18 protein-coding genes are annotated in these 22,709 nt (G+C 68.6%); 13 read left to right on the top strand and 5 right to left on the bottom strand.

The window, feature by feature from the left end; genetic code table 11:
- Nucleotides 1-244: 244 nt before the first annotated feature.
- On the bottom strand, nucleotides 245-3,037 hold the full coding sequence (locus B5D37_RS09850) for a S8 family serine peptidase (protein WP_159447376.1): 2,793 nt from the start codon (nucleotides 3,035-3,037) through the stop codon (nucleotides 245-247).
- Between the two features lie 235 nt (nucleotides 3,038-3,272).
- On the opposite strand from B5D37_RS09850, the gene B5D37_RS09845 reads away from it, so the two are divergent.
- Both B5D37_RS09845 and B5D37_RS09840 read left to right on the top strand, forming a co-directional pair.
- Complete coding sequence (locus B5D37_RS09845) at nucleotides 3,273-4,448, top strand: thiolase family protein (RefSeq protein WP_078758561.1); 1,176 nt, start codon at nucleotides 3,273-3,275, stop codon at nucleotides 4,446-4,448.
- Nucleotides 4,449-4,510: 62 nt separating this feature from the next.
- Entirely contained in the window at nucleotides 4,511-4,807 is a 297-nt protein-coding gene (locus B5D37_RS09840) for a hypothetical protein (RefSeq protein ID WP_078758560.1), read from the top strand.
- Between the two features lie 53 nt (nucleotides 4,808-4,860).
- On the opposite strand, the gene B5D37_RS09835 is transcribed toward B5D37_RS09840, so the two are convergent.
- Nucleotides 4,861-6,372, bottom strand: a complete 1,512-nt coding sequence (locus B5D37_RS09835) for an FAD-dependent oxidoreductase (RefSeq protein ID WP_078758559.1) — start codon at nucleotides 6,370-6,372, stop codon at nucleotides 4,861-4,863.
- Between the two features lie 266 nt (nucleotides 6,373-6,638).
- On the opposite strand from B5D37_RS09835, the gene B5D37_RS09830 reads away from it, so the two are divergent.
- The 5 genes from B5D37_RS09830 (at nucleotide 6,639) to B5D37_RS09810 (ending at nucleotide 10,339) form a co-directional block, all read left to right on the top strand.
- Entirely contained in the window at nucleotides 6,639-7,016 is a 378-nt protein-coding gene (locus B5D37_RS09830) for a hypothetical protein (RefSeq protein ID WP_078758558.1), read from the top strand.
- 161 nt (nucleotides 7,017-7,177) lie between these two features.
- Entirely contained in the window at nucleotides 7,178-7,555 is a 378-nt protein-coding gene (locus B5D37_RS09825) for a hypothetical protein (RefSeq protein WP_078758557.1), read from the top strand.
- 105 nt (nucleotides 7,556-7,660) lie between these two features.
- The gene (locus B5D37_RS09820) at nucleotides 7,661-9,271 is read left to right on the top strand and encodes a carboxyl transferase domain-containing protein (protein WP_078758556.1); all 1,611 of its coding nucleotides are present in this window, start codon (nucleotides 7,661-7,663) and stop codon (nucleotides 9,269-9,271) included.
- 151 nt (nucleotides 9,272-9,422) lie between these two features.
- Entirely contained in the window at nucleotides 9,423-9,983 is a 561-nt protein-coding gene (locus B5D37_RS09815; protein ID WP_078758555.1) for a bactofilin family protein, read from the top strand.
- Nucleotides 9,980-10,339, top strand: coding sequence for a hypothetical protein (locus B5D37_RS09810; RefSeq protein WP_078758554.1), 360 nt, complete (start codon nucleotides 9,980-9,982; stop codon nucleotides 10,337-10,339). The genes B5D37_RS09815 and B5D37_RS09810 overlap by 4 nt, the downstream gene beginning before the upstream one ends.
- Nucleotides 10,340-10,414: 75 nt before the next feature.
- On the opposite strand, the gene B5D37_RS09805 is transcribed toward B5D37_RS09810, so the two are convergent.
- Nucleotides 10,415-12,340, bottom strand: coding sequence for a cytochrome c/FTR1 family iron permease (locus B5D37_RS09805; protein WP_078758553.1), 1,926 nt, complete (start codon nucleotides 12,338-12,340; stop codon nucleotides 10,415-10,417).
- Between the two features lie 141 nt (nucleotides 12,341-12,481).
- On the opposite strand from B5D37_RS09805, the gene B5D37_RS09800 reads away from it, so the two are divergent.
- From B5D37_RS09800 to yeiP, 6 genes are all read left to right on the top strand, one after another.
- Nucleotides 12,482-13,264, top strand: a complete 783-nt coding sequence (locus B5D37_RS09800; protein WP_078758552.1) for an enoyl-CoA hydratase/isomerase family protein — start codon at nucleotides 12,482-12,484, stop codon at nucleotides 13,262-13,264.
- The gene (locus tag B5D37_RS09795; RefSeq protein WP_078758551.1) at nucleotides 13,264-15,264 is read left to right on the top strand and encodes an acetyl/propionyl/methylcrotonyl-CoA carboxylase subunit alpha; all 2,001 of its coding nucleotides are present in this window, start codon (nucleotides 13,264-13,266) and stop codon (nucleotides 15,262-15,264) included. Before B5D37_RS09800 ends, B5D37_RS09795 begins: the two co-directional genes overlap by 1 nt.
- A complete protein-coding gene (locus tag B5D37_RS09790) occupies nucleotides 15,261-16,154 on the top strand; it encodes a hydroxymethylglutaryl-CoA lyase (protein WP_078758550.1) in 894 nt (297 codons plus the stop codon). The genes B5D37_RS09795 and B5D37_RS09790 overlap by 4 nt, the downstream gene beginning before the upstream one ends.
- Before the next feature lie 23 nt (nucleotides 16,155-16,177).
- Nucleotides 16,178-18,745: a sensor domain-containing protein gene (locus B5D37_RS09785; protein ID WP_234987801.1), complete on the top strand. Its 2,568-nt coding sequence runs from the start codon at nucleotides 16,178-16,180 to the stop codon at nucleotides 18,743-18,745.
- 172 nt (nucleotides 18,746-18,917) lie between these two features.
- Nucleotides 18,918-19,688 (top strand): SDR family NAD(P)-dependent oxidoreductase, encoded by a 771-nt coding sequence (locus B5D37_RS09780; RefSeq protein WP_078758548.1) that lies wholly within the window; start codon nucleotides 18,918-18,920, stop codon nucleotides 19,686-19,688.
- A 159-nt stretch (nucleotides 19,689-19,847) separates the two neighbouring features.
- Complete coding sequence (gene yeiP, locus B5D37_RS09775) at nucleotides 19,848-20,414, top strand: elongation factor P-like protein YeiP (RefSeq protein ID WP_078758547.1); 567 nt, start codon at nucleotides 19,848-19,850, stop codon at nucleotides 20,412-20,414.
- An 18-nt stretch (nucleotides 20,415-20,432) separates the two neighbouring features.
- Here yeiP and B5D37_RS09770 read toward each other — a convergent pair whose 3' ends face one another.
- Nucleotides 20,433-22,307, bottom strand: coding sequence for a DUF7844 domain-containing protein (locus B5D37_RS09770; RefSeq protein ID WP_078758546.1), 1,875 nt, complete (start codon nucleotides 22,305-22,307; stop codon nucleotides 20,433-20,435).
- Nucleotides 22,304-22,624: a DUF2388 domain-containing protein gene (locus B5D37_RS09765; protein ID WP_078758634.1), complete on the bottom strand. Its 321-nt coding sequence runs from the start codon at nucleotides 22,622-22,624 to the stop codon at nucleotides 22,304-22,306. The genes B5D37_RS09770 and B5D37_RS09765 overlap by 4 nt, the downstream gene beginning before the upstream one ends.
- Nucleotides 22,625-22,709: the final 85 nt, after the last annotated feature.

Raw genomic sequence — 22,709 nt, 5'->3', positions numbered from 1 at the left:
CGGCGGCTGACGGCACCGCCATCGGGCTTCCTGTAGGAGCGGCTTCAGCCGCGATCGTGAAATGGGCGCGGGCGAACCGGTTTGGGTCGCGGCTGAAGCCGCTCCTACATGGGCAACGGGAGATCCTCGGTGCCGGCAACACCCACAAGGAACGCGCGGGTGTCCTCGTCGGGAAACATTCACGCAGTCGACATAAAAAAACGCCGCGGAATCCGCGGCGTTTTTCGTTACACGACTTCCAGCCTCAGAACCCGACGGCCCAGTTCGCGAACGCGCCGGTCCAGCTCTGGCCATCCTGCCTGCGGCTGTCGACATCCAGCGTCAGGTGACCCACCGGGAGCGCCGCGCCAACACCCAGGCCGAACACGGTGGCGTCGCCGCCAAGGCCGGTGCCGGCAATCGGGGACCAGGCGTCGATGCCGGTGAAGCGTGCATCGATGGCCTCGCCCGTCTGCGACAGCGTGCGCTGCCACTCCAGGCGGCCGCGGAAGTCGAGCGCGGTCGCGCCCCACTGCCATTGCCGGTCCATGCGCAGGCCGCCCAGGGCCTGGGTGGCTTCCAGCGTCGAGCCGGCGGTGCTGAGGCCGAAGCCGGCGGCGCCCTGCTCGGTGAACGCCTCGCGCTCCATGCGCAGGGCCTGGGTGCCGAGGTACGGGGTCAGCGTGCCCATGCCGACGTCGAACCGGTGGCCGACCTGCAGCCCGGCGGTGGTGTACCGGTTGGCATAGTCCGCAGCGACACCGAAGCGGCTATTGCCCAGCAGGATCTCGCGCTGCATGTCGCGCTCCATCCGGCCCATGCCGAGGTGGCCCAGCACGTAGTTGCCGTCCTGGCTCCACGATGCATGCACCTGGCCTTCGGTCTGGCGATTGCGCTCGCGGTCGCCACGCAGGCCGCGGCCCGCAACACCATCGGTTTCACTGAAGGACGCGCCCATCACCAGGCCCGGGGCCACCCGGAAGTCCTGACCGATGGTCCAGCCGCTGGAGTCCAGCTCGGCGTGGGACCAGCCGCGCTGGCCGTTGATCCGGTCCGCCCAGGCGCCGGCGGCGATGCCATTGCCGATGGCGTCCAGGCGGGACTCCAGCGCGTGGCGGCTGCCCTCCAGCGCCATCATCGTGAACGCGGCATCGGCGGCATGCATTTCGCCCGAGAGGCTGGCGAGGGACTGCTCGGCGGCGGCGAGGCTCGCGGTGCGCTGGAACTGGCCCGCTGCGCCGAGGAAGTCGCCGTTGACGCCGACCGGGGCACCATCGGCGCCCTCCGTCCCATCGATGGCGCGGAAGGCCGTCTCGACACGGGTGGCGCTGCCGACGGAGACCGCGGTGAAGCCGTAGGACTGCGCGGCCGCCGTCACGTCCAGGCGGTCGATGTCGAGCCACGCCCAGTTGCTGTCGTAACCCAGCGTGGCCTCGAGGAAGACGCCGCTGGCGGTGGTGATGTCGTCGAACGAACCGGTCAGGCCGCTTTCGGCGTACAGGAACTCCTCACGTGCGCCGCTGACGTAGTCCTCGCGGACGCCCAGCACGTGCACGTCGCCGCCCTGGATCGATGCGGTACCGGAGACATGGAACTCGGTGCCCAGCTCGATCGCGAGTGTTGCGTCCGAGCCGTGGGTGTAGTTGCCGTCCATCCCCACCGACATGCTGCCGGTGCCGGCCTCGTCCAGCGTCACCTGCACCCAGCCGTCATTGTCGAGGTCGCCCACCAGGCCGGTACCGAAGCCGAAAGCACCGTTGGTGCCCACGCCGACGTCGCCGGTAATAGAGCCGGCCGAGACCAGCGCGCCACCCGAGACCTGGATGCCGTCGTCGAAGCTGGCGTCATTGTCGAGGTAGAGGCTGCCCGCGCCCTGCTTGGTCAGGGTGCCATTGCCGAACAGCTCGTTCGACCAGGTCGAGCTGCCACCGTCGATGCGCACGGTGACATCGCCCCAATCCAGCCTCGACGGGCCGCGGATGGCCGCGCCGATGTCGAGCAGGCCGTTGCCGAAGACCTCGTCGGTGCCCGGGGCGCCAAGGTCCTGCGCGGTGCCGAGCAGGGTCTGGCGCACCAGGTTGTTGTCGAAATACGGGAACGCCTCCCAGACCAGGGCCGCGGCGCCTGACACCAGCGGAGCGGCGAGCGAGGTGCCGCTCCAGTTCCAGTACGTGGGCGCATCGGGCGCGTCATCCTTGCCGGTCACGACCACGTCGCCGGGCGCCACCATGCAGTACGACATCGCGATGCCACAGGCATTGGAGTAGCTCGCCAGTTCGGTCGGCGACGCGGTGGCCAGCGCGGCCACTGCGATCCAACCCTCTTCCAGGTCCGCAGCGGGCCGGGTGCCGTTCGGACCCGGCTGGCTCGGCAGGGCCGCCATGTCCGTCGGGTCGGCGAAGGACTCGTTGCCGGTGGCGAACACCACCAGGCCGTCGTTGTCATGGATGAACCGGCGGTATTCCTCGGCAATGGGATCGGTTGCCCCGACGTCATCCCAGTACAGCCCGCCCCACGAGTTGTTCATGATGCGGACGTCGTAATCGATCAGGTCATCGTGGATGCCTTCCAGGCCCAGCGCGCCGTCGACCTCGTTGCCTTCGCCCGAGCCGTCGTCGACCGGCGGTTCGTCGGAAATGATGCGGGCCGAGACGATCTCCGCGCCGGGCGCAATGCCGCCCGGCCAGGCGCCGAAGGGCGTACCCGCCATGATCTGCGACACGCCGGTGCCGTGACCGTCCACGTCGTCGACGGTCTTGTCGTTGCGGGTCGGATCGAGATAGAACAGGTTCACCAGCACACGGGGGTTCAGCGCCGGATGGGTGCTGGTCACGCCGCTGTCGACCACGCCGATGCGGTAGCCCTCACCGGTCAGGCCGGCGTCGTGGGCTTCACCGGCATTGGTGAGCGTCAGGTGCTTGCTGAAATCGGGCTCCGGGTCATACACCACCGGTGGGGTCGGCGGCGGCGACGTCGGCGGCGGGTCGATCGGGCGCACGTTGCCGCCGCTGCCACCACCGCCACACGCGGCGAGGATCGCCACGCTCAAGCTGCTCAACCCCAAACGCCACGCGCCGTTGCGCGGATTTCCCTGCGATGCCATAGATTTCCCCTGGTCTGATGTTGTTCTCCCGGCCCCGAGTATCCGCCGAAATCGGCCGCCCGGACAATGACGGCCTGCTCAGACAGGTGAACCGTTGTGGCATCCCGGGCGTTTGCGGCACCGCAGCACGACGGACCATAATCGGGGGTCTGGGCGGTCCATCGCCCCCCCTCCACAGCAGGAGTCCCCCATGAGCGACGTCGTCATCGTCGGTGCCAAGCGCACCGCCATCGGTTCCTTCCTCGGCCAGTTCACCGGCGTCCCCACGCCCAAGCTCGGCAGCGCCGCGATCACCGGCGCGCTGGAGCAGGCCGGGCTGGCCCCGGACCAGGTCGAGGAGGTCATCATGGGCTGCGTGCTGCCCGCGGGCCTCGGCCAGGCTCCTGCCCGCCAGGCTGCGCTGGACTCCGGCCTGCCGGTATCCGCAGGCTGCACCACCATCAACAAGGTCTGCGGCTCGGGCATGAAGGCGGTGATGTTCGGCCATGACCTGATCAAGGCCGGGTCGGCCAAGGTGGTGGTCGCCGGCGGCATGGAGTCGATGACCAACGCGCCGCACGTGCTGAACGGATCGCGCACCGGCATCCGCTACGGCAGCACCGAGATGCTCGACCACATGGCCCACGACGGCCTGACCAACCCGTACGACGGCAAGGCGATGGGCGTCTTCGGCGACGCCACCTGCAACACCTACGAGTTCGACCGCGCGGCGCTGGACGCCTTCTCGGAGGAGAGCGTCAACCGTGCCAAGGCCGCCCAGGCCGATGGCAAGTTCAAGGACGAGATCGTTCCGGTCACGGTGAAGACCCGCAAGGGCGAGGTCGTGGTGGACAGCGACGAGGAGCCGGGCAAGATCGACACCGCCAAGATCGCCGGCCTGCGTCCGGCCTTCGGCAAGGAAGGCGTGCTGACCGCGGCCTCTTCCTCCAAGATCTCCGACGGTGCCGCGGCCACGGTGCTGATGAGCGCCGACGACGCCAAGGCACGCGGGCTGAAGCCACTGGCGCGCATCGTTGCCCACTCCACCCACTCGCAGGCGCCGGAGTGGTTCACCACCGCGCCAGTGAAGGCGATCTCCAACGTGCTCGACAAGGCCGGCTGGAAGGTCGAGGACGTCGACCTGTTCGAGATCAACGAAGCCTTCTCCTGCGTCGCGATGGCGCCGATCAAGGACCTGGGCATTCCGCACGAAAAGGTCAACGTGCACGGCGGCGCCGTGGCGCTCGGCCATCCGATCGGTGCCAGCGGTGCACGCCTGCTGGTGACCCTGCTCAGTGCCCTGCGCCAGCGTGGCGGCAAGCGCGGCGTGGCATCGTTGTGCATCGGCGGCGGCGAGGCCACGGCCATCGCGGTCGAGCTCCTCTGATCCACACGCCGCCCGCACGCAGCGGCGGATAGGATCGGCACAACCCAACCGGAGATATCCCGATGAAGCTCATGCAATCCGTGGCCGTGGCGCTGGTGTTCTCCAGCGCGCTCGTCGCCTGCGACCGCCGCGACGAACACCTGCAGGACGAGGCACGTTCGGCGGATACCACGGTCATTGATGAGAACACGCCCGACACGTACGTCGACCCGGACGTGGCTTCACAGGCGGTCGATCCCGATCAGCGCTGCACCGGCCTCACCGGGCAGGCGTTGACCGATTGCGAAGCCGAGGCGGCGGCCGCCACCGGTGCGGACATATCGAGTGGCGATAACGTGGAGCCACCGGTCGGTGACTGAGTCGTTGCCGGCTGCAAGCCCGAGCAGGCCCCCGAACGGGGGCCTGTTTCGTTTCAGCCGTCCCCTGCCCGGCTCAATCCCTGCAAAGCGGGCCCTTCGATCACCCGCCCGGTGGTGTCGAAGCGACTGCCGTGGCACGGGCAGTCCCAGGTGCGCTCGCCCTGGTTCCAGTGCACATGGCATTTGAGGTGGGGGCACACCGGCGAGAGCACAGTGACGGCGCCATCGTCGTCGCGATAGACGGCACGGGCTTCTCCGTCGATGTCCATCAGGCGGCCCGTCCCCGCCGGCAACCGGTCCAGGGCCGCGTCCGCAGTGTGCGGGTGTAGCCGCTCGAGCAGGTGCCGGGTGGTGGTCTTGTATTCCGCCAGCCACCCTTTCGCGGATTTGATCGGCGTAAACCGTCGCGGCCTGAGCAGCTCGGACAATGGCGAGTCCCGCCCCTGGACCAGATCGGTGATGACCTCGCTTGCCACCACGCCCCAGGTGAGGCCATCGGCCCCCATGCCGGTTGCCATGAACACGTTGTCGTGGCCGCTGGCACCGATGTAGGGCAGCCCGTCGGCCGAACTGTACTGCTGCGCGGACCACTGGTGGGTGAACGTCCTGATGTCGAAGTGCTCGGAAGCGAACGACCGCAAGCGCTCGGCGTAATCCACCCCGCGTTCGCCTTCGCCCGTCTTGTGCTTCTCGCCGACCACGACCAGGTACCGGGTGCCGTTCGGGTCCCGGTACGTGCGGATCGATCGCATCGCCGGTCCCTTCATCCAGACGCTGCCCACGGGAGGTCCCTCGGAAGCAAGCCGGGCGGCGATGCCGTACTCGCGGAATACCTCCATCTCGGCCTGCACGATGTTGAACCCGAGCGGCGTATGGGTGGCGAGCACGATATCGGTGGCGCTAACGGTCCCGCCCGAAGCCGTTACCCGCCCATTTCCGGCATCGATGTCCAGCACCGGGCTGTTCTCATAGACGGCCACCCCGCGTCTGGCCAGTTCGCGGACCAGGCCGCAGGTGAACGCGCACGGGTTGAAGTGCGCCTGGGACAGCAATGTGTGCACCCGTCGCGCCTGCAGCGGCCATCCGTGCAATTGCTCTCCCCACTCGGCCAGCAACCCCGCTTCCAGCGCCGCTTCGTGTTCTGTCCGCAGATCCTGCACCTGCAGACCGTCGTCGTCCGCGACGCATTCGTGCAACGGCACGCTTTCAAAGCTGCAGTCGATCCCGTGGCGGCCGGCTGTTTCGCGTATCCACGCCAGGGCCCGCGATCGCCCCGCCACGGCGCAAGCGACCTCCTCGGGACCCCATTTCTTCCGCAGGTTCCGCAGTCCGCTGGAGACAGTCCCATAAAGATTGCCAGTGGAACGGCCGGTATTGCCGGCCCCCACGCGCCGTGCTTCCACCAACGCCACCGACAGGCCGGCTTCGGCCAGACGCATGGCCGTGGCAGCGCCGGTGATGCCTCCACCAACCACCACGACGTCCGCATTGACCTCGCCTTGCAGAGCCGGGTAGGTATCCTCCTCAGCGCTGTTTCCGCACGCGTCGATCCAGATGCTGCGCATGTCCAACCTCGTTCAGGCCCGGGACCGCCAGATTGACGCCATACTGGTGGAACACGCGTGAGCGGCGGCCTCCGGCGTAAGCCGTTGACGCAGTTAGGGAAGATGCTGAATAGCCGCGGGCGCGGGAGTTGCCGGCGATCTTCGGCTAACGGGTTGTTAACGTGTCCGGGCACTGCCGCCGCTTGACAGGCGTCGCGGTGTTGTCATCATGTTATGGGCGCGCAACCACGCGATGCCCAACCTATTTAATTGACGAGGAATACACCATGACTTTCAACAAGGCGCTGCTTGCCCTCGCCATGGGCTTTGCCCTGGCTGCCTGCTCGAACCAGCAGCAGGCTGAAGACTCCGCCGCCGAGGCCGCCGAGGCCGCAGGCGAGGCTTCCGAAGCCGCTGCCAACGCCAGCGCCACTGGCGACGCCATGGCCGCGGACTCCGCCCAGGCTGCTGCTGACACCGCCGCCGCCGCTGCCGAAGCCGCTGCCACCTCGGCTGACGCCGCCGCCGCTGCGGACGACATGACCGCTGCCGACGACAGCGCCGACGCCGCGGAGAACGCTGCCGACGCCGCTGAGCAGGCTCAGGACGCTGCTGAAGAAGCCGCTGCCGAAGCCGACGCGGAGACCAACAACGACGGCATGTAATATCGCCGCGTTGCTGTGACAAGAAGGCCGCCAGGGCAACCTGGCGGCCTTTTCTTTGGTGTCGTCTTCACATTGCTTTACGGGCGGACCGTCAATAGTGCGCCCGCCGGCAGAACCGGCGACCCAATGCAGTTCCACTGCCGACAACCCAGGAGCTTTCAATGAACAACAAGCTTTCGATCCTTCTCGCCGCCAGCGCCTTTGCCCTGGCCGCCTGCAACTCCCCCACCGCCGACCAGGAAGCCAGCGAAGCCGAGATGCAGGCCGAAGTGGCCGGTGACCAGGCCGCCGCCGCCGCCGAGTCCGCTGGCGACGCCGCCGCTGCCGGCGCTGAAGCCGCTGCCGCAGGCACCGCCGCCGCCGTGGGTTCCGCCGCTGCCGCGGTAGACGAAGCCACCGACCCGATGCAGCGCGCGTACGAGGAAGGCAAGGCGAACGCGGCCGAGAACATCGCCGACGGCGCCGACAACGTCTCCGCGGAAATGCGCGAAGAGCAGAACGAGGCCGAGGCCGAGGCTATCGAAGAAGCCAACGACTGACCTTCAGTCCCAAGCTTGCCGTACCGACGGGACCCGCTTGCGGGTCCTGTTTTTTTGGGGCTGCGGTTATCCTGTGGCGCCCCTCACCACCCGGCCGACGCTTCCATGCCCGTACTGAGCTCCGCACTCGACCCAGCCTCGCGCGACTTCAAGGACAACGCCGCCTACCACCGTGCGCTGGTCGAGGAACTGGATGCACGGCTGGCACGTGCGGCAGCCGGCGGCGGCGAAAAGGCGCGGGACAAGCACACCGCGCGTGGAAAGCTGCTGCCCCGTGACCGCGTCACCGCCCTGCTCGACCCCGGCTCGCCCTTCCTCGAAATCGCGCCGCTGGCCGCTGAAGGCATGTACGACGATGCAGCCCCCGCGGCCGGCATGGTCTGCGGCATCGGGCGCGTCATGGGGCAGGAAGTGGTGGTCGTCGCCAACGACGCCACGGTCAAGGGCGGCACCTATTTCCCGATGACGGTGAAGAAGCACCTCCGCGCCCAGGAAGTGGCACGCGAGAACAACCTGCCGTGCGTGTACCTGGTCGACTCCGGTGGCGCGTTCCTGCCGCTGCAGGACGAGGTATTCCCCGACAAGGAGCATTTCGGGCGCATCTTCTACAACCAGGCCCGCATGAGCGCGGAAAACATCCCGCAGGTCGCGGTGGTGATGGGCAGCTGCACCGCGGGCGGCGCCTACGTCCCGGCGATGTGCGACGAATCGGTGATCGTCAAGGAACAGGGCACGATCTTCCTCGGCGGCCCGCCGCTGGTGAAGGCCGCCACCGGCGAGGTGGTGGATGCCGAGACGCTGGGCGGTGCCGAAGTGCACACGAGCATCTCCGGCGTCGCCGACCACTTTGCCGAGGACGACCGCCATGCGCTGCAGATCGCGCGGGACATCGTGAGCACCCTCAACCGAGAGAAGACGCTGCCCGTAGCCGTGCGCCCGGCGCGCGAACCGCTGTTCGCCGCGCAGGAGCTGTACGGCATCGTCCCGAAGGACACCCGCCGCCCGTTCGACATCCGCGAGGTCATCGCCCGTATCGTCGACGGCAGCGAGTTCCAGGAGTTCAAGGCGCGCTACGGCAAGACACTCGTGACCGGCTTCGCCCACCTGCACGGCTACCCGGTCGGGATCGTCGCCAACAACGGCATCCTGTTCGCGGAGAGTGCACTGAAAGGCGCCCACTTCATCGAGCTGTGCAACCAGCGCGGCATCCCGCTGGTGTTCCTGCAGAACATCACCGGCTTCATGGTCGGCAAGAAGTACGAGCAGGCCGGTATCGCCAAGGACGGGGCCAAGATGGTGACCGCGGTGGCCTGTTCGCACGTGCCCAAATTCACAGTGGTGATCGGCGGCAGCTTCGGCGCCGGCAACTACGCCATGTGTGGCCGTGCCTACGGTGCCCGCTTCCTGTGGATGTGGCCGAACGCGCGCATCAGCGTGATGGGCGGCGAGCAGGCGGCCAGCGTGCTCGCGACCGTCCGGCGTGACGGCATCGAGGCCCGCGGCGGCGAATGGAGCCACGAAGACGAAGAGGCCTTCAAGTCCCCGATCCGCGACCAGTACGAGACCCAGGGGAACCCCTACTACGCCACCGCGCGGCTGTGGGACGACGGCATCATCGATCCCGCCGACACGCGGCGGGTGCTCGGGCTGGGGCTGTCGGCGTCGCTCAACGCGCCGATCGATCCGCGTACGAAGTTCGGCGTGTTCCGGATGTAGGAGCCACGGCGAGACGGCCATCACGGCTTTGGGGAAGATTCCTGACCGTTTCCTGAAGCTGCGGTGTCCTGACGTAGTTGGTCACATGATGACGCTGTGAAGCAGGTGCTAAGTTCGGGATCCCTTGCATCCACCCATACGGATCCTGTCGATGGCCATCTGGAAAGACTCCACCCCCGCCAAGCCTGCTACCGCGCCCAATCCTGCGCCCTCCTCCGAAACGGACAACGCTCCCAAGCCGGCGAGCTTCGATCCGGCGCCGGTCCGCGAAGTCCCGTCTTCGCCCTCGCCCTCCGCGAGCAGCGGCAGCCGCGCCGCCGAAGCACCGCTGAAGGAATCGGTGATCGCCGCCGACCTCACCATCGAAGGCAAGATCGAAGGTACCGGGCATGTCCGCATCGCCGGCCGCTTCAACGGCGACGTCAACGTGCAGGGCAACCTGACCATCGAAACCGGGGCGCGCCTATCTGGTGGCGTGCGTGCACACAAGGTCATCGTGGCCGGTGAGCTGGAGGGGAACATCGAGTCGGCCCAGCGGGTCGAGTTGCTGGAGTCCGGCGCCCTCACCGGCGACGTCAAGGCCGGCGTGCTGACGGTGGCGTCCGGTGCACGCATGCGCGGCCAGGTCGACTTCGGCTGGAGCGACAAGGACGCGCCCGCCGGCCGCGGCGACAAGGGCCGCTCCGGCACCAAGCCCGACGCTGACGCATGAATGGTCCGCGCCCGGGCACCGCGGGCGCGACACGCACCTGCCCCCACTGCCGGACGACGATCCTGGAAAGCGCCAGCGTCTGTCCGCAGTGCCGGGGCCACCTGCGTTTCGACGCCGAGGCGAACGCGGTCAAGGCCGAGACGTTCTCACCGCTGCGGGTGGAAGGCACCATCCCCGCCCCCGGCGACGCGGCCTACGAGTACTCGATGGTGCTGTCGATCCGCGACGAGCGCGGTCGGGAGATCAACCGGCAGGTAGTCGGGGTCGGCGCACTCCATCCCGGCGAGGAGCGGACTTTCACCCTCGAAGTGCTGGCCAGCAAGGCCGCCTCCAGGGGGCGGCGAGGCCGCCACTGAGTCGCGACCCGTCGCCCACCTCGTGAAGGGACGTGTACGGGTGGGCGACGCCACTGCGCCGCCCGCCCACCTTCCTCAAGCCGTGGCGGGCCTGCCTGCTTCGGCGAACCGGTTGTACATGAACCCGGCGGCGATGACGGCCAGCACCAGCACCTGTGCGCCAACACTCTGCAGGGTCGGATACAGGCCGAGCAGGTCCACGCGTGGTCCGTTGAACATCGACATCGAGATCCAACCCGCCTCCTGCAGCGCGGCGATGCCCTTGCCTGCCAGCACCACGGCCAGCACCGCGATCAGGATTGAGCTGAGTGCGAAGAAGCGCGCGATCGGCAGTTTCAGGGCGTAACGCAGCATCGCCCATGCCACCACCACCAGCACGAGCGCGGCGGCGCCACCGCCCGCGACGATCGCCCCACCGTTGCCCTGGCTCCAGAGCGCGGCGTAGAACAGCACCGTCTCGAACACCTCGCGATACACCACCACGAACGACAGCAGGAACAGGAACCAGGCCGAACGCCGGTTCAGGGCGTGTGACAGCTTCTCCTGGATGTAGCGCTGCCATGCGCCGGCCTGGCTCTTGCCATGCATCCAGATGCCCACGAACAGCAACACGACGGCGGCAAACAGGGCCGCGAAGCCCTCTGTCAGCTCCCGGCTGGCGCCGCTGATGCTCACCAGGTAGGTCGCCGCGATCCAGGTCACGACGCCGGCGAGCAGCGCGCCGACCCAGCCGGCGTGCACGTATGGCATCGCATCTTCCCGGTTGGCCTTGCGCAGGAAGGCGATCATCGCGATCACGATCAGCAGGGCTTCGAGCCCCTCGCGCAGCAGGATGGTGAAGGCGCCGATGAAGGACGAGGCGTCGCTCGCCTGGTCGGGCGCCAGCGCCACTTCGGCCCGGTCGAACAGTGCATCCACCGCGTCGGCCTGCGCCTGCACTTGGGCGACGTCGGCGGAACCGGCGATCCGGCTCCGCAACTCGGCCATCGCCTCTTCAATTTCCGCCATCAACCCGGCATCGCGGGCGGCCAGCAAGGGCTCCATCGGCTCGAACCCGTCGAGGTAGGCCGACAACACCAGGTCGCGGGCTTCGCGCTGGTTCCCGGCTGCATAGGCATCGGTGCCCTGCGCAAGCCGTTCGCGGGCCAGTGCCAGCAGGCCGGCCGGTTCCTGCACGGACTGCACCACCTCCGGGTGGCGACGCAGGTAGGCGGTCAGGGCCCGGGCCTCATCCTCGCCGACTTCCGCCGCCAGCGTGGCGGGCGTCACATGGATGAGCGTGGCGAGGTCGGGCAGCAGCGCGCGAACCTCATCGCTTCCTTCCCACAGTTGCCGGCCCGGCTCCACAAGGTCCGCCGGGTAGGCGTACTGGCCGATATGGAAAGAGAGCGCCCAGCGGTCGTCAGCGGGCAGATGGGCATAGCTGCCCATGGTGGTGCCTTCCAGACCCTGTTCGATGACCTGGTACAGGGCGAAGATGCTGCGCTCGCGTGCGCGCGCCTCATCGGTGAAATCGATCGGTGCGGGATCCTGTCCCACGCCCGCCGGACCGTCGCCGGCGCCCTCGGTACCATGGCAGCTGGCGCACTGCTGCTGGTACAGGGGCGCGGCCGCCGCCGGGGTCGGCACCGAATCCGGCGCCAGGGGCACCGGATAGGCCTCCAGCACTGCGGCGGCGAGTGCACGCGCCATCACGCCGATCTCGGCCGGATCGCCCTTCGCGGCAATGGCCGCCTCCAGTGCTTCGGCTTCGCGCATCAGCTCCGGATGTGATCCGGCATCCGGCAACGCGGCCAGGCGCTCGCGGACCGAGGCGGAGAACTCGACCATCTCGTCGAACTCGAGCTGGTTGACCACCTCGCCCCCCTGCACGGCCTCGGGGTAGTCGACGGCCACGTAATCCAGCAGGCGCCACACGGTCTGCGCGCCGGGATTGGCCTCGGCAGGCAGGCACAGCAGGAACAGCGCGGACAGCACCAGGGAGCGCAGGAGGTTGGACATTCGGGGCATCGCGGCAGGCGGAAGAGCCGGATGTTACTTCAAATGAGAATTGGTCGCATTGGTGGAGCCGCCGCGCGCGATGCCCTCGGGGGTGCTGGCCGCTATCATTCATCGACCCCGCAGCAAGGACACCGCGAATAGATGAGCCACCCACTTCTGAGCTTGCGCGAGGGGCCGGTGGCCCGCCTGCGCATGAACCGGCCCGAGCTGCACAACGCCTTTGATCCGACCCTGATTGCCGCACTGACCGGGGCGCTCGATGCGCTCGGCCGCGACGGCGACGTGCGGGTGGTGGTGCTGGAGGCCGAAGGCACATCGTTCTCGGCCGGCGCCGACCTCAACTGGATGCGCGGCATGGCCGCCGCCGGCGAGGAAGAGAACCGCACCGATTCGCTCGCGCTCGCCCGGCTGATGCGCGTGCTGGACGAACTGCCCAAGCCGACCATTGCCCGGGTGCACGGCGCCGCATTCGGTGGCGGCGTCGGGCTGGTGGCCTGCTGCGACATCGCCATTGGCGCGGCGGGAGCCAGGTTCGGCCTGACCGAGAGCCGCCTGGGCCTGCTGCCGGCGGTGATCTCCCCCTACGTGGTGCAGGCCATTGGCCCACGACAGGCACGGCGATGGTTCGCCACGGCCGAGGTGTTCGATGCCGCGCAGGCACTGCAAATGGGCCTGTTGCATGAAGTGGTGGAGCCAGGCGACATCGACGAAGCGGTGCAACGCCAGGTCGACCTGTTGCTCAAGGCCGGGCCGGTGGCGTCGGCGCAGGCCAAGGCGCTGGTGCGCTCGGTAACGTCGCACGCCAATGGCGCGCGCCACGACCACGACAACGCCGCGCTGATTGCGCGGCTCCGCGTATCGCCGGAGGGCCAGGAAGGCCTCGGGGCATTCCTGGACAAGCGCAAGCCGGACTGGTGCAACTGATGTTCGACAAGATCCTGATCGCCAATCGCGGCGAGATCGCCTGCCGCGTCATCCGTACCTGCCGCCGGCTGGGTATCCGCACCGTCGCCGTCTACTCCGAGGCCGATGCCGACGCGCAGCACGTACGCCAGGCGGACGAGGCCTACCTGATCGGCGGGCCGCAGCCGGCCGACAGCTACCTGCGGGGCGAGAAGATCATCGAGGTGGCTCGTTCCGCCGGCGCACAGGCGATCCACCCGGGCTACGGCTTCCTGTCCGAGAACGCGGATTTCGCCGAAGCGGTGGCCGATGCCGGGATCGCGTTCATCGGCCCCGCCGCCGCCTCGATGCGCAAGATGGGCAGCAAGGCCGGTGCCAAGGAGCTGATGCAGGCTGCGGGCGTACCGGTGGTGCCTGGTTACACCGGCGAGAACCAGGAGCCCGCGCACCTGAAGGCCGAGGCCGACAAGGTCGGCTATCCGCTGATGATCAAGGCGGCCCATGGCGGCGGCGGCAAGGGCATGCGCATCGTGCGCGACCCGGCCGAGTTCCTGGCCAGCCTGGAGTCGTGCCAGCGCGAGGCGAAAAACGCGTTCGGCCGCGACCGGGTGCTGATCGAGCGCTACGTCGAGAAGCCACGCCACATCGAGATCCAGGTATTCGGCGACACCCTCGGCAACACCATCCATCTCAACGAGCGCGAGTGCTCGGCGCAGCGTCGTTACCAGAAGGTGCTGGAGGAGTCGCCCTCGCCTTTCGTGACCCTGGAGCTGCGCCAGCGCATGGGCGAGGCCGCGGTGCTCGCCGCCCGCGCGATCGACTACGTCAACGCCGGCACGGTCGAGTTCATCGTCGGCCAGGACGGCCAGTTCTATTTCATGGAGATCAATACCCGACTGCAGGTCGAGCACCCCGTGACCGAATGCGTGACCGGGCTTGACCTGGTGGCGTGGCAGTTGCAGGTCGCTGCGGGCGGTGCGCTACCGCTGGCGCAGGACCAGGTGCCGGTAGAGGGCCATGCCATCGAGGTGCGCCTGTACGCCGAGGACCCGGAAGCCGGGTTCCTGCCCGGCTCCGGCAAATTGGAGCGGCTGCGCCTGCCGGAAGCCTCCCCCGGCGTCCGCATCGACTCCGGCGTGGTCGAAGGCGATACGGTCACCATCTTCTACGATCCGATGATCGCCAAGCTGATCGTGCATGGTGCGGACCGGCCGGAGGCGCTGTCACGCCTGCGCGAGGCGCTGGCCCGATGCGAGGTGGTGGGACCCAAGTCGAACATCGGCTTCCTGGAACGGCTGGTCCGGCACCCGGCGGTGGTCGAGGCCACCATCGATACCGGTTACCTGGACCGGCACCTCGAAGAGTTCATGCCCGCCGCGGGCGAGGTCGACCACGACCTCCTGATGGCCGCGACGGTCGCGCGCCTGCTGGGGGATGAAGAGGCGACCCGAGAACGTGCGGAGCGGTCCGGCGATCCGACCTCCCCCTGGGCGATCGCCGATGGCTGGCGGCTCGGCCACGGCAGCCGTCGCAGCCTGGCTTTCGGGCAGGGCGACCAGCGCATCGAGCTGCATGCCAGCGGCAGCGACGGGCACTACCAGATCGAACACGACGGCGGACATGTGGCCGTCGCCGGTGCCCGGCTCGCGGGCAGCGAACTGACCCTGCGCATCGGCGACCGCGGCCGCCGCTTCCTGGTGCTGGACCGCGAGCACCATGTCCTGGTGCACGACGGCCAGCAGCGCCTGCGCTTGCAACCCCTGGCGATGTACCAGCACGAAGCCGGCGCCGGCGCGACGGGGGCGGACAACGTGGTCGCGCCGATGCCGGGCCGGGTGGTCGTGGTCAAGGCGGCGGCCGGCGACACTGTCGAGGCCGGACAGGAAGTGATGGTCATCGAGGCGATGAAGATGGAGCTGAGCCTCAAGGCACCGAGGGCTGGCACGATTGCCGAGATCCGCGCCGAAGCCGGCGATTTCGTCGAAGCCGACGCCGTACTCGTGGCGATGGAGCCGGCATGAGCGACCACGTCCGCATCGTCGAGGTGGGTCCGCGCGACGGACTGCAGAACGAAAAGGCGCAGGTCGCGACGGCCGACAAGATCGCGCTGATCGATCGCCTCACGGCCACCGGCCTGCAGAGCATCGAAGCCACCAGTTTCGTCAGCCCCAAGTGGGTGCCGCAGCTGGCCGATGCCGCCGAAGTGTTCACGGGCATTCAGCGCAAGCCGGGCGTGCACTATCCGGTACTGGTGCCCAACGAGAAGGGTTACCTGCGTGCGCGGGAGGTCGGCGTCGAGGAGATCGCGGTCTTCAGCGCCGCCTCCGAGGCCTTCAACCGCAAGAACATCAACGCCTCGATCGACGAATCCCTGGCGCGATTCGCTCCGGTCATGGCCATGGCGCGCGAGGATGGCGTGCGGGTCCGCGGCTATGTCTCCACCGTGCTCGGCTGCCCCTACCAGGGCGAGGTTCCGCTGGCCGACGTGGTGCGGGTTGCGCGTGAACTGCATGCAATGGGCTGCTACGAAGTGTCACTGGGCGACACCATCGGCACCGGGACACCCGGCAAGGCGCGAGCGATGCTGGCGGCAGTGGCCGCGGAGGTCCCGATGCAGTCGCTCGCGGTGCATTTCCACGACACCTGGGGACAGGCGCTGGCGAACATCCTCGCCTGCCTGGAGATCGGCGTGCGGGTGGTGGACTCCTCGGTTGCCGGCGCCGGTGGCTGCCCTTATGCACGCGGCGCCAGCGGCAACGTCGCCAGCGAGGACGTTGTCTACATGCTGCATGGGATGGGGATGACGACCGGCATCGACCTGGCGGAACTTGCCGCGACCGGGCGCTGGCTCGCCGGCCTGCTCGGACGCGAGACCGGCAGCCGTGCCGGGAAGGCGCTGGCGGTGTCATGACCGGCCGGCCGCCAGTGCCCGGCGTGCCTCCACCCCCCGACGGGACGGATGCAACGACGGCGCTCGCGGCACTGGAGGAAGCCTGCCTCCGCAAGGATCTTCCGGCAGGCATGCACGCGCTGCTCGGGCAGGCGCGGGCCGCACTGGAAGCCGCCCGGGACGATGCCGAATCGGCGCGGCTGCGCTACCACGCCCTGTTCGACGCCGTGCCCGATCCGGTCAGCATCCTCGACCATGACGGCACCGTGCTCGACCTCAACCGGGCAGGCCTGGCCGCTTACCAGCGCACGCGCGAAGAGATCATCGGAAAGCCCATCCACGTGCTCAACCCGGACCTGCCGGACGACCACCTGGCGCCGGTCTGGGAGACGCTCAACCGCGGCCGGTCCTATGTGATCGAGGTCAACAACATGCGGGCCGACGGCACCCGCTTCCCGGTCGAGGTGCATTCGGCGCCGCTCCACCACGAGGGCCGCGACTGTATCGTCGCCGTAGCCCGTGACCTCAGCGGTCGCCGAAACGCCGAGAAGCGCTATCGCCTGCTGATGGAAACCATCGACACGGCCGTCCTGGTGCGGGATGCCAGCGGAGACATCACGCACGTCAACGCAGCGGCGATGCGCCTGTTCGGAATCGATCCCGGCGAACCGGCCGCACAGGCCCTGGCCGCGGAACAGTGGACGGTGGTGGACGAAAATGGCCGCGAGCTGACAGCGCCCGAACAGCCTGCCGCCCGCGCCGTCCATACCGGGCGTGCCGTGGAAGCCACGGTGCTGGGCTATTTCCACCGCCGCCGGCGGACGCTCGCCTGGCTGTCGGTCACGGCGATGCCCGAATTCCTGCCGGGGCACGCGACGCCGCACCAGGTGCTGTCGATGTACTCCGACGTGACCGAGCTCAAGCGCGACAGTGCGCTGTTCGACCGTGCCCAGGCACTCGCGCACATCGGTGGCTGGGAATGGGACACCGGCCGCGACCAGCTCTACCTGACCCTGGAGGCCTGCCGCATCCTCGGCCGCACCACTCCGCCCACCACGCTCGGCGAACTCCACGGCTGCCTGGTCGAGCCCGACCGCCGACGCCTGCGCGAGGCACTGGAGCATGCCGCCGCCACTGGCGAGGGCCTGGAGCTCGACGTCCAGGGATTTCGCCAGGGCGGCGCGCCGTTCTGGGCCCGGATCATCGGCGAGGCGGACGCCGGTGGCCCGCTCAGCGCGCGCCTTACCGGCACCCTGCAGGACATCACCGAGCGCAAGCAGGGCGAGGAGATCCTGCGCATCCAGGCACGCACCGACCCGCTGACCGGCCTGCTCAACCGCGACGCGATCCGCTTCGAGATCGAGGCACGCCTGCAGGAGCCCTCGCTGGCGCACCTGGCAGTGCTGTACATCGATCTGGACCGTTTCAAGATCGTCAACGACGTACTCGGCCATTCGGCGGGAGACCGGCTGCTGGCATCGGCGGCGCACCGGATCCGGCGTGCCGTGGGCAGCGAAGGCCTGATCGCCCGGTTCGGTGGCGACGAGTTCCTGGTGGCCTGTTCCACTGGCGACGATGCCGGCCGTCCGTCCCGCCTGGCCGAGGCGATCCTGGCGATCTTCGGCGACAGCTTCCGGATGGATGGGGAGGAGTTCGCCATCACCGCCAGCATCGGCGTCGCCTGTTCGCCCGTCGACGGCACCAGCGCCGGGCAGCTGGTGCAGAGCGCGGACGTGGCGATGTACGACAGCAAGCGACGCGGCCGCAACAGCTGGCAGGCGTTCACCGCCGAGCTGGCGGCGCGGCAACAGGATCGCCTGCAACTGGAGACGCACCTGCGCCGTGCGGTCGAGAACGAAGAGTTCCACCTCGCCTACCAGCCGCAGGTCGAACTCACCTCCGGCCGTCTGGTGGCAGTGGAGGCACTGATCCGCTGGAACAACCCCAACCTCGGCGACATCGACCCGGGACAGTTCATCAGCCACGCAGAGACCACCGGCGATATCATCCGCATCGGCAGTTGGGTCCTGCGCAATGCGTGCATGCAGCTGCGGGACTGGCGCGACCGCGGGTTGATGGTGGATCGCATGGCGGTCAACGTGTCCTACCGGCAGTTCATCGGCGAGGACCTGGTCGAACGGGTGCGTGCCGCGTTGGCCGAGACAGGCCTGCCGGGGACCGCGCTCGAGCTGGAATTCACCGAGCGGGTACTGATCGAGGACGATCCCGAGACCGTGCGCACCTTCGCCGCCCTGCGCGAGCTGGGCGTGCACCTGAGCATCGACGACTTCGGCGAGGGCTACAGCGCTCTGAACTACCTGCGCCGGCTGCCGATCCACGGGCTCAAGCTGAGCCAGCTGTTCGTGCAGGGCGTACCGGACAACGCCTCCGACGTTGCCGTCTGCGAGGCGGTGGTCGGGATCTCCCGCAGCCTTGGCCTCGGGCTGGTCGCCGAGGGCGTGGAAACCGAGGCGCAACGCGAGTTTCTCGTCGGCCTGGGCGTCGGGATCGGCCAGGGCTTCCTGTTCGACCGCGCCCTGCTGCCCGACCAGCTGCTGGCGCAATACCGCCCGGTGCCGCCCTCCTCAACCGGCGATGCCCTCCCCCTGTAGGAGCGACGTGAGTCGCGACCTGTACATGGTTCCGAACGGTCGGCGGTCGCGACTCACGTCGCTCCTACGAAAGCACGGGGTTCCGACTTCGCATCGCTGCGACCTGCCCCGCGATTCGCGGCCAACCCCGCCCCTCAATTAGAATCCCGGTTTTCGCCCGCAGGACTTCCCCATGCAGCTCACCGACACCCGTGCCATCGTCACCGGCGGCGTTTCCGGCCTCGGCCTCGCGGTCGCCCAGCACCTGGTCGCAAACGGCGGCAAGGTCGCGTTGTTCGACGTCAACGAGGAGAAGGGCGCGGCCGCGGTCGCCGAACTAGGCGAATCCAATGCGCGCTTCTTCCGCACCGATGTCACCGACGAGGCGGGCGTGGCGACCAATGTCGCCGAAGCCAAGGACTTCCTGGGCGGGCTGAACGTCGCCGTCAGCTGCGCCGGCATCCTCGGTGCGGGCCGCGTGCTCGGCCGCGAGGGTGCGATGCCGCTGTCGCAGTTCCAGACCACGGTGATGGTCAACCTGGTCGGCAGCTTCAACGTCGCCAAGGCCACCGCCGAGGTGATGCAGCACAACGAGGCCGGCACCGACGGCGAGCGCGGCGTGATCGTCAACACCGCTTCCGTCGCCGCTTACGAGGGCCAGATCGGACAGGCGGCGTACTCGGCCTCCAAGGGCGGCGTGGTCGGCATGACCCTGCCCATGGCCCGCGAGTTCTCGCGCTTCGGCATCCGCGTGATGACCGTGGCCCCCGGTGTGTTCTGGACCCCGATGGTCGACGGCATGCCCGAGTCGGTGCAGCAGTCGCTGGCGGCGAGCATTCCGTTCCCGTCCCGCCTGGGCAAGCCGGAGGACTTCGCCGCCCTTGTCGCGCACATCCTCGGCAACACCTACCTCAATGGCGAGACCATCCGGCTGGATGGTGCTACGCGGCTCGCGCCGAAGTAGGTCAGGGCTCCCCGGGCCATTGGCCCGCGTGATTCCCTTCGTTTTGTAGGAGCGGCTTCAGCCGCGATCGGGAACAGGCGCGGCACGGATGATTCCACGATCGCGGCTGAAGCCGCTCCTACGCACACACACATACGAAACAACACCACCGGAAAACGCATGAAAGCCTCAGACGTCAAGAAAGGGAACGTGGTCGAGCACAACAACGCGATCTACCAGGTGCGCGACATCGAGCGCAGCTCGCCGCAGGGGCGCGGCGGCAACGTCAAGTTCCGCTTCACCATGTATTCGGTACCGGGCGGCAACAAGTACGACCTGAGCCTGGGCGGCGACGACGAGCTCAAGGAAGTCGAGCTGACCCGCCGCCAGGCGACCTACTCCTACAAGGACGGCGACGCTTTCGTGTTCCTCGACGACGAGGACTACACGCCGTATACCCTTGATGCCGACGTGGTGGGCGACGACGCCGGCTACATCGTCGACGATCTGTCGGGCTGCTACGTGCAGATCATCGACGACCAGCCGGTCGCGCTGCAGTTGCCGGCAAGCGTGGCGATCGAGGTGGTGGAAACGCCGCCGGAGCTCAAGGGTGGCACCGCGACCAAGCGTCCCAAGCCGGCCAAGCTCTCCACCGGTATCGAAATCATGGTGCCCGAGTACATCGGCAATGGTGAGCGGGTGCTGGTCAACACCAGCAGCGGCGAATTCGCCGGCCGCGCCGACTGATACCTGGCCGCCGACCGGTCACGGCAGGCGCAGGCCGCCCTGCGCCGCGTGCAGTGCACGCATGCGGGCGGCCAGCGCATCGACGTTGGCGTCGATGTTCTCCAGGTCATCCCGCATGCGCGGGTCGAGCAGTGGACGGACCTGCTCGGCGAGCGAGACGCCCATCGCCTCCAGGCGCGCCTGTCGCCGCGCGCCCTCTTCTTCCATCCATGCCAGCTCGTCGCCTTGCGGCAACCCGTATCCCGGCCGCCCCTCCAGCAAGGCGGCCGGTCGGCTGAGAAAACCGCTGTCGGCCAGCATCCGGCGCAGGTGGTCGGCCACCTCCCCGAAACCTTCCGTTGCGGACGCGTCCCCGGCGTCCGAGTAGCGGCGTTTCAGCTCGTCGCGCGCCTCCAGCATCCGCCGGCGCTGCGCAGCCTGCTCAAGTAGCAACAAGGCCGCGGTAGCCTGCATGTCACCCTTGCCCACCCAGGCCGCGCGACGCAATGCTGGCAGGTCCAGCCACTGCTCCACCTGCGCCTCCGGCAGTCCAAGCCGCTCGCGGGCAACCGCGTACATGGCCTGTTGGCGCTCGCGCATCGAATCGAAGCGGTAGCCCAGCCTCAGCGCCTCGTCCCGGTCTTCCAGCACCGAAGCATCCGCCACTGCCTGCTTGCGCAGCTTCCCCATCAGTCCGGTCGGGGTGATGCTGCGCAGGCGCGCCCTCCCGAGGCGGGGTGCGCCGTCGTGCAACAGCTTGAAGGTCTCGACCGCACAGTTGTTGCTCAGGAAGTAGTACTCGCCGTCGTAACTCCAGTGCAGCCGCGCGGCACGCTCGACGACGCCGCCGATCTCCTCCTGCGACAGCTCGAGTGGGATCGACTGCAGGGCACGCAGCTGGACCTTGGTGTACTCATCCACCACCTGGTCAAGCGGCAGCACGAACAGGCGCGAGGGATACGAGCCGGTCAGGCCGCGCCAGCTGGACAGCTGCACGTCATCGACGAAGGCGCGGAACGACAGCACCCGGTGGTGTTGCAGGTCCAGGAGGCAGTCGGGTCCCCGCTCCCGCCCCGGCGCACAGACCACCAGCCGCAGCATGCCGTGGCCCCAGCGGCTCATCAGCTGCTCGTTGCCTTCGGCCAGCAGGTAGTGCACCTGGTAGACGCGCGCCGGGTCGAGCAGGGTCAGCGCGCCGTCACTGTCGGGATCCGGATCGAGGAAAGGCAGGCCCGCCGGACACGCATCGGCAGGCGGCGCCCAGCCGAAGTGCTCGCGGAAATGGCGATGCAGCGCCGGCCGCCGACAGGCGTAGGCGGGATCGAGCAGGAAATACTCCATGTTGACCGCGACGAACTCCCGCGCGCTCTCCAGCTCGTACGGATCGGGGCTGCGATCGGTGAAGTGGTTGCCGGAACGTCGCGACCAGGGGAAAGCCCCCACCTGCCAGCCGGCGAGGTCCAGCAGCCGTGGATCGCCCGACAACCGCCCGCCCCGGCCGCCCGTGCGGTCGTAGAAGTGCGTCACTTCATGCAGGAGCGTCGCGCGCAGTTGCTCCAGCTCGCTCCGCTCCGGATGCGGGCTCGCCGCCATGGCCGAGGTGCCGTCGACGAGGCGCGGCAGCAGGCGGCGGTTGAGCAGCAGGGTCCGCTGCGTCGCGCGCCCATAGACCTCGGGTGCCAGCGTGGCGTCCCAGCGAATCCGGATGGGCTCCTCGATGGCCGCGGCCATGGCAGGCGGCAGCATCGAAACGGCGTCGTCCAGCAGGCCCTGGGTGGCGTCCTGCTCGTGGCCGTCCAGGCCTTCGGGGTCCAACTGCAATTGCAGCGCCGCCACCGGCCCGGACGCGAGCAGTGCGGCGGCGAGCAGGAGACCCGGCCAGCGGCGCCGGCGCGGGTCCCGTGCCGGCTTCACAGGGCCAGGATGGCCTGCGCCAGTTCCATGTCGCTGGCGGTGCGGGCTTCCGGAACGCGCTGGCGCAGCAGCTCGAGCGCCGCTTCCAGGTGCACGCCGCGGATCGCGCCATCACTGGCCACGTGGCTGGCCGCATCGTCGCGCGCAGCCAGCAAGATCTTGTTGTCGCTGAACGAGCCGCTGGTGCCGGAGATGCCGTCCGAGACCGACTTGACCGCGCCGCTCAATGCATCGGAGGTGGTGTAGAAGCTGGAAGCCAGCGCTGCCGGGGCAAGCCCGAGCAGGAGCGCGGCGGTGAGGATCCGCACCGGCTTCATGTTCAGGGTGACCGGTTTGATGTTCAGCGTGTGCATGTTCGGGAGGGCCGTGGGGCCGGCGGCCGCCGGCGGAGGGCGACAGATT

This window comes from Lysobacter spongiicola DSM 21749 (genome assembly GCF_900167055.1).
Taxonomy (GTDB): domain Bacteria; phylum Pseudomonadota; class Gammaproteobacteria; order Xanthomonadales; family Xanthomonadaceae; genus Novilysobacter; species Novilysobacter spongiicola.
The sequence above is the reverse complement of the archived record's forward strand: the minus strand, read 5'-3'. Positions and strand labels throughout refer to the sequence as shown.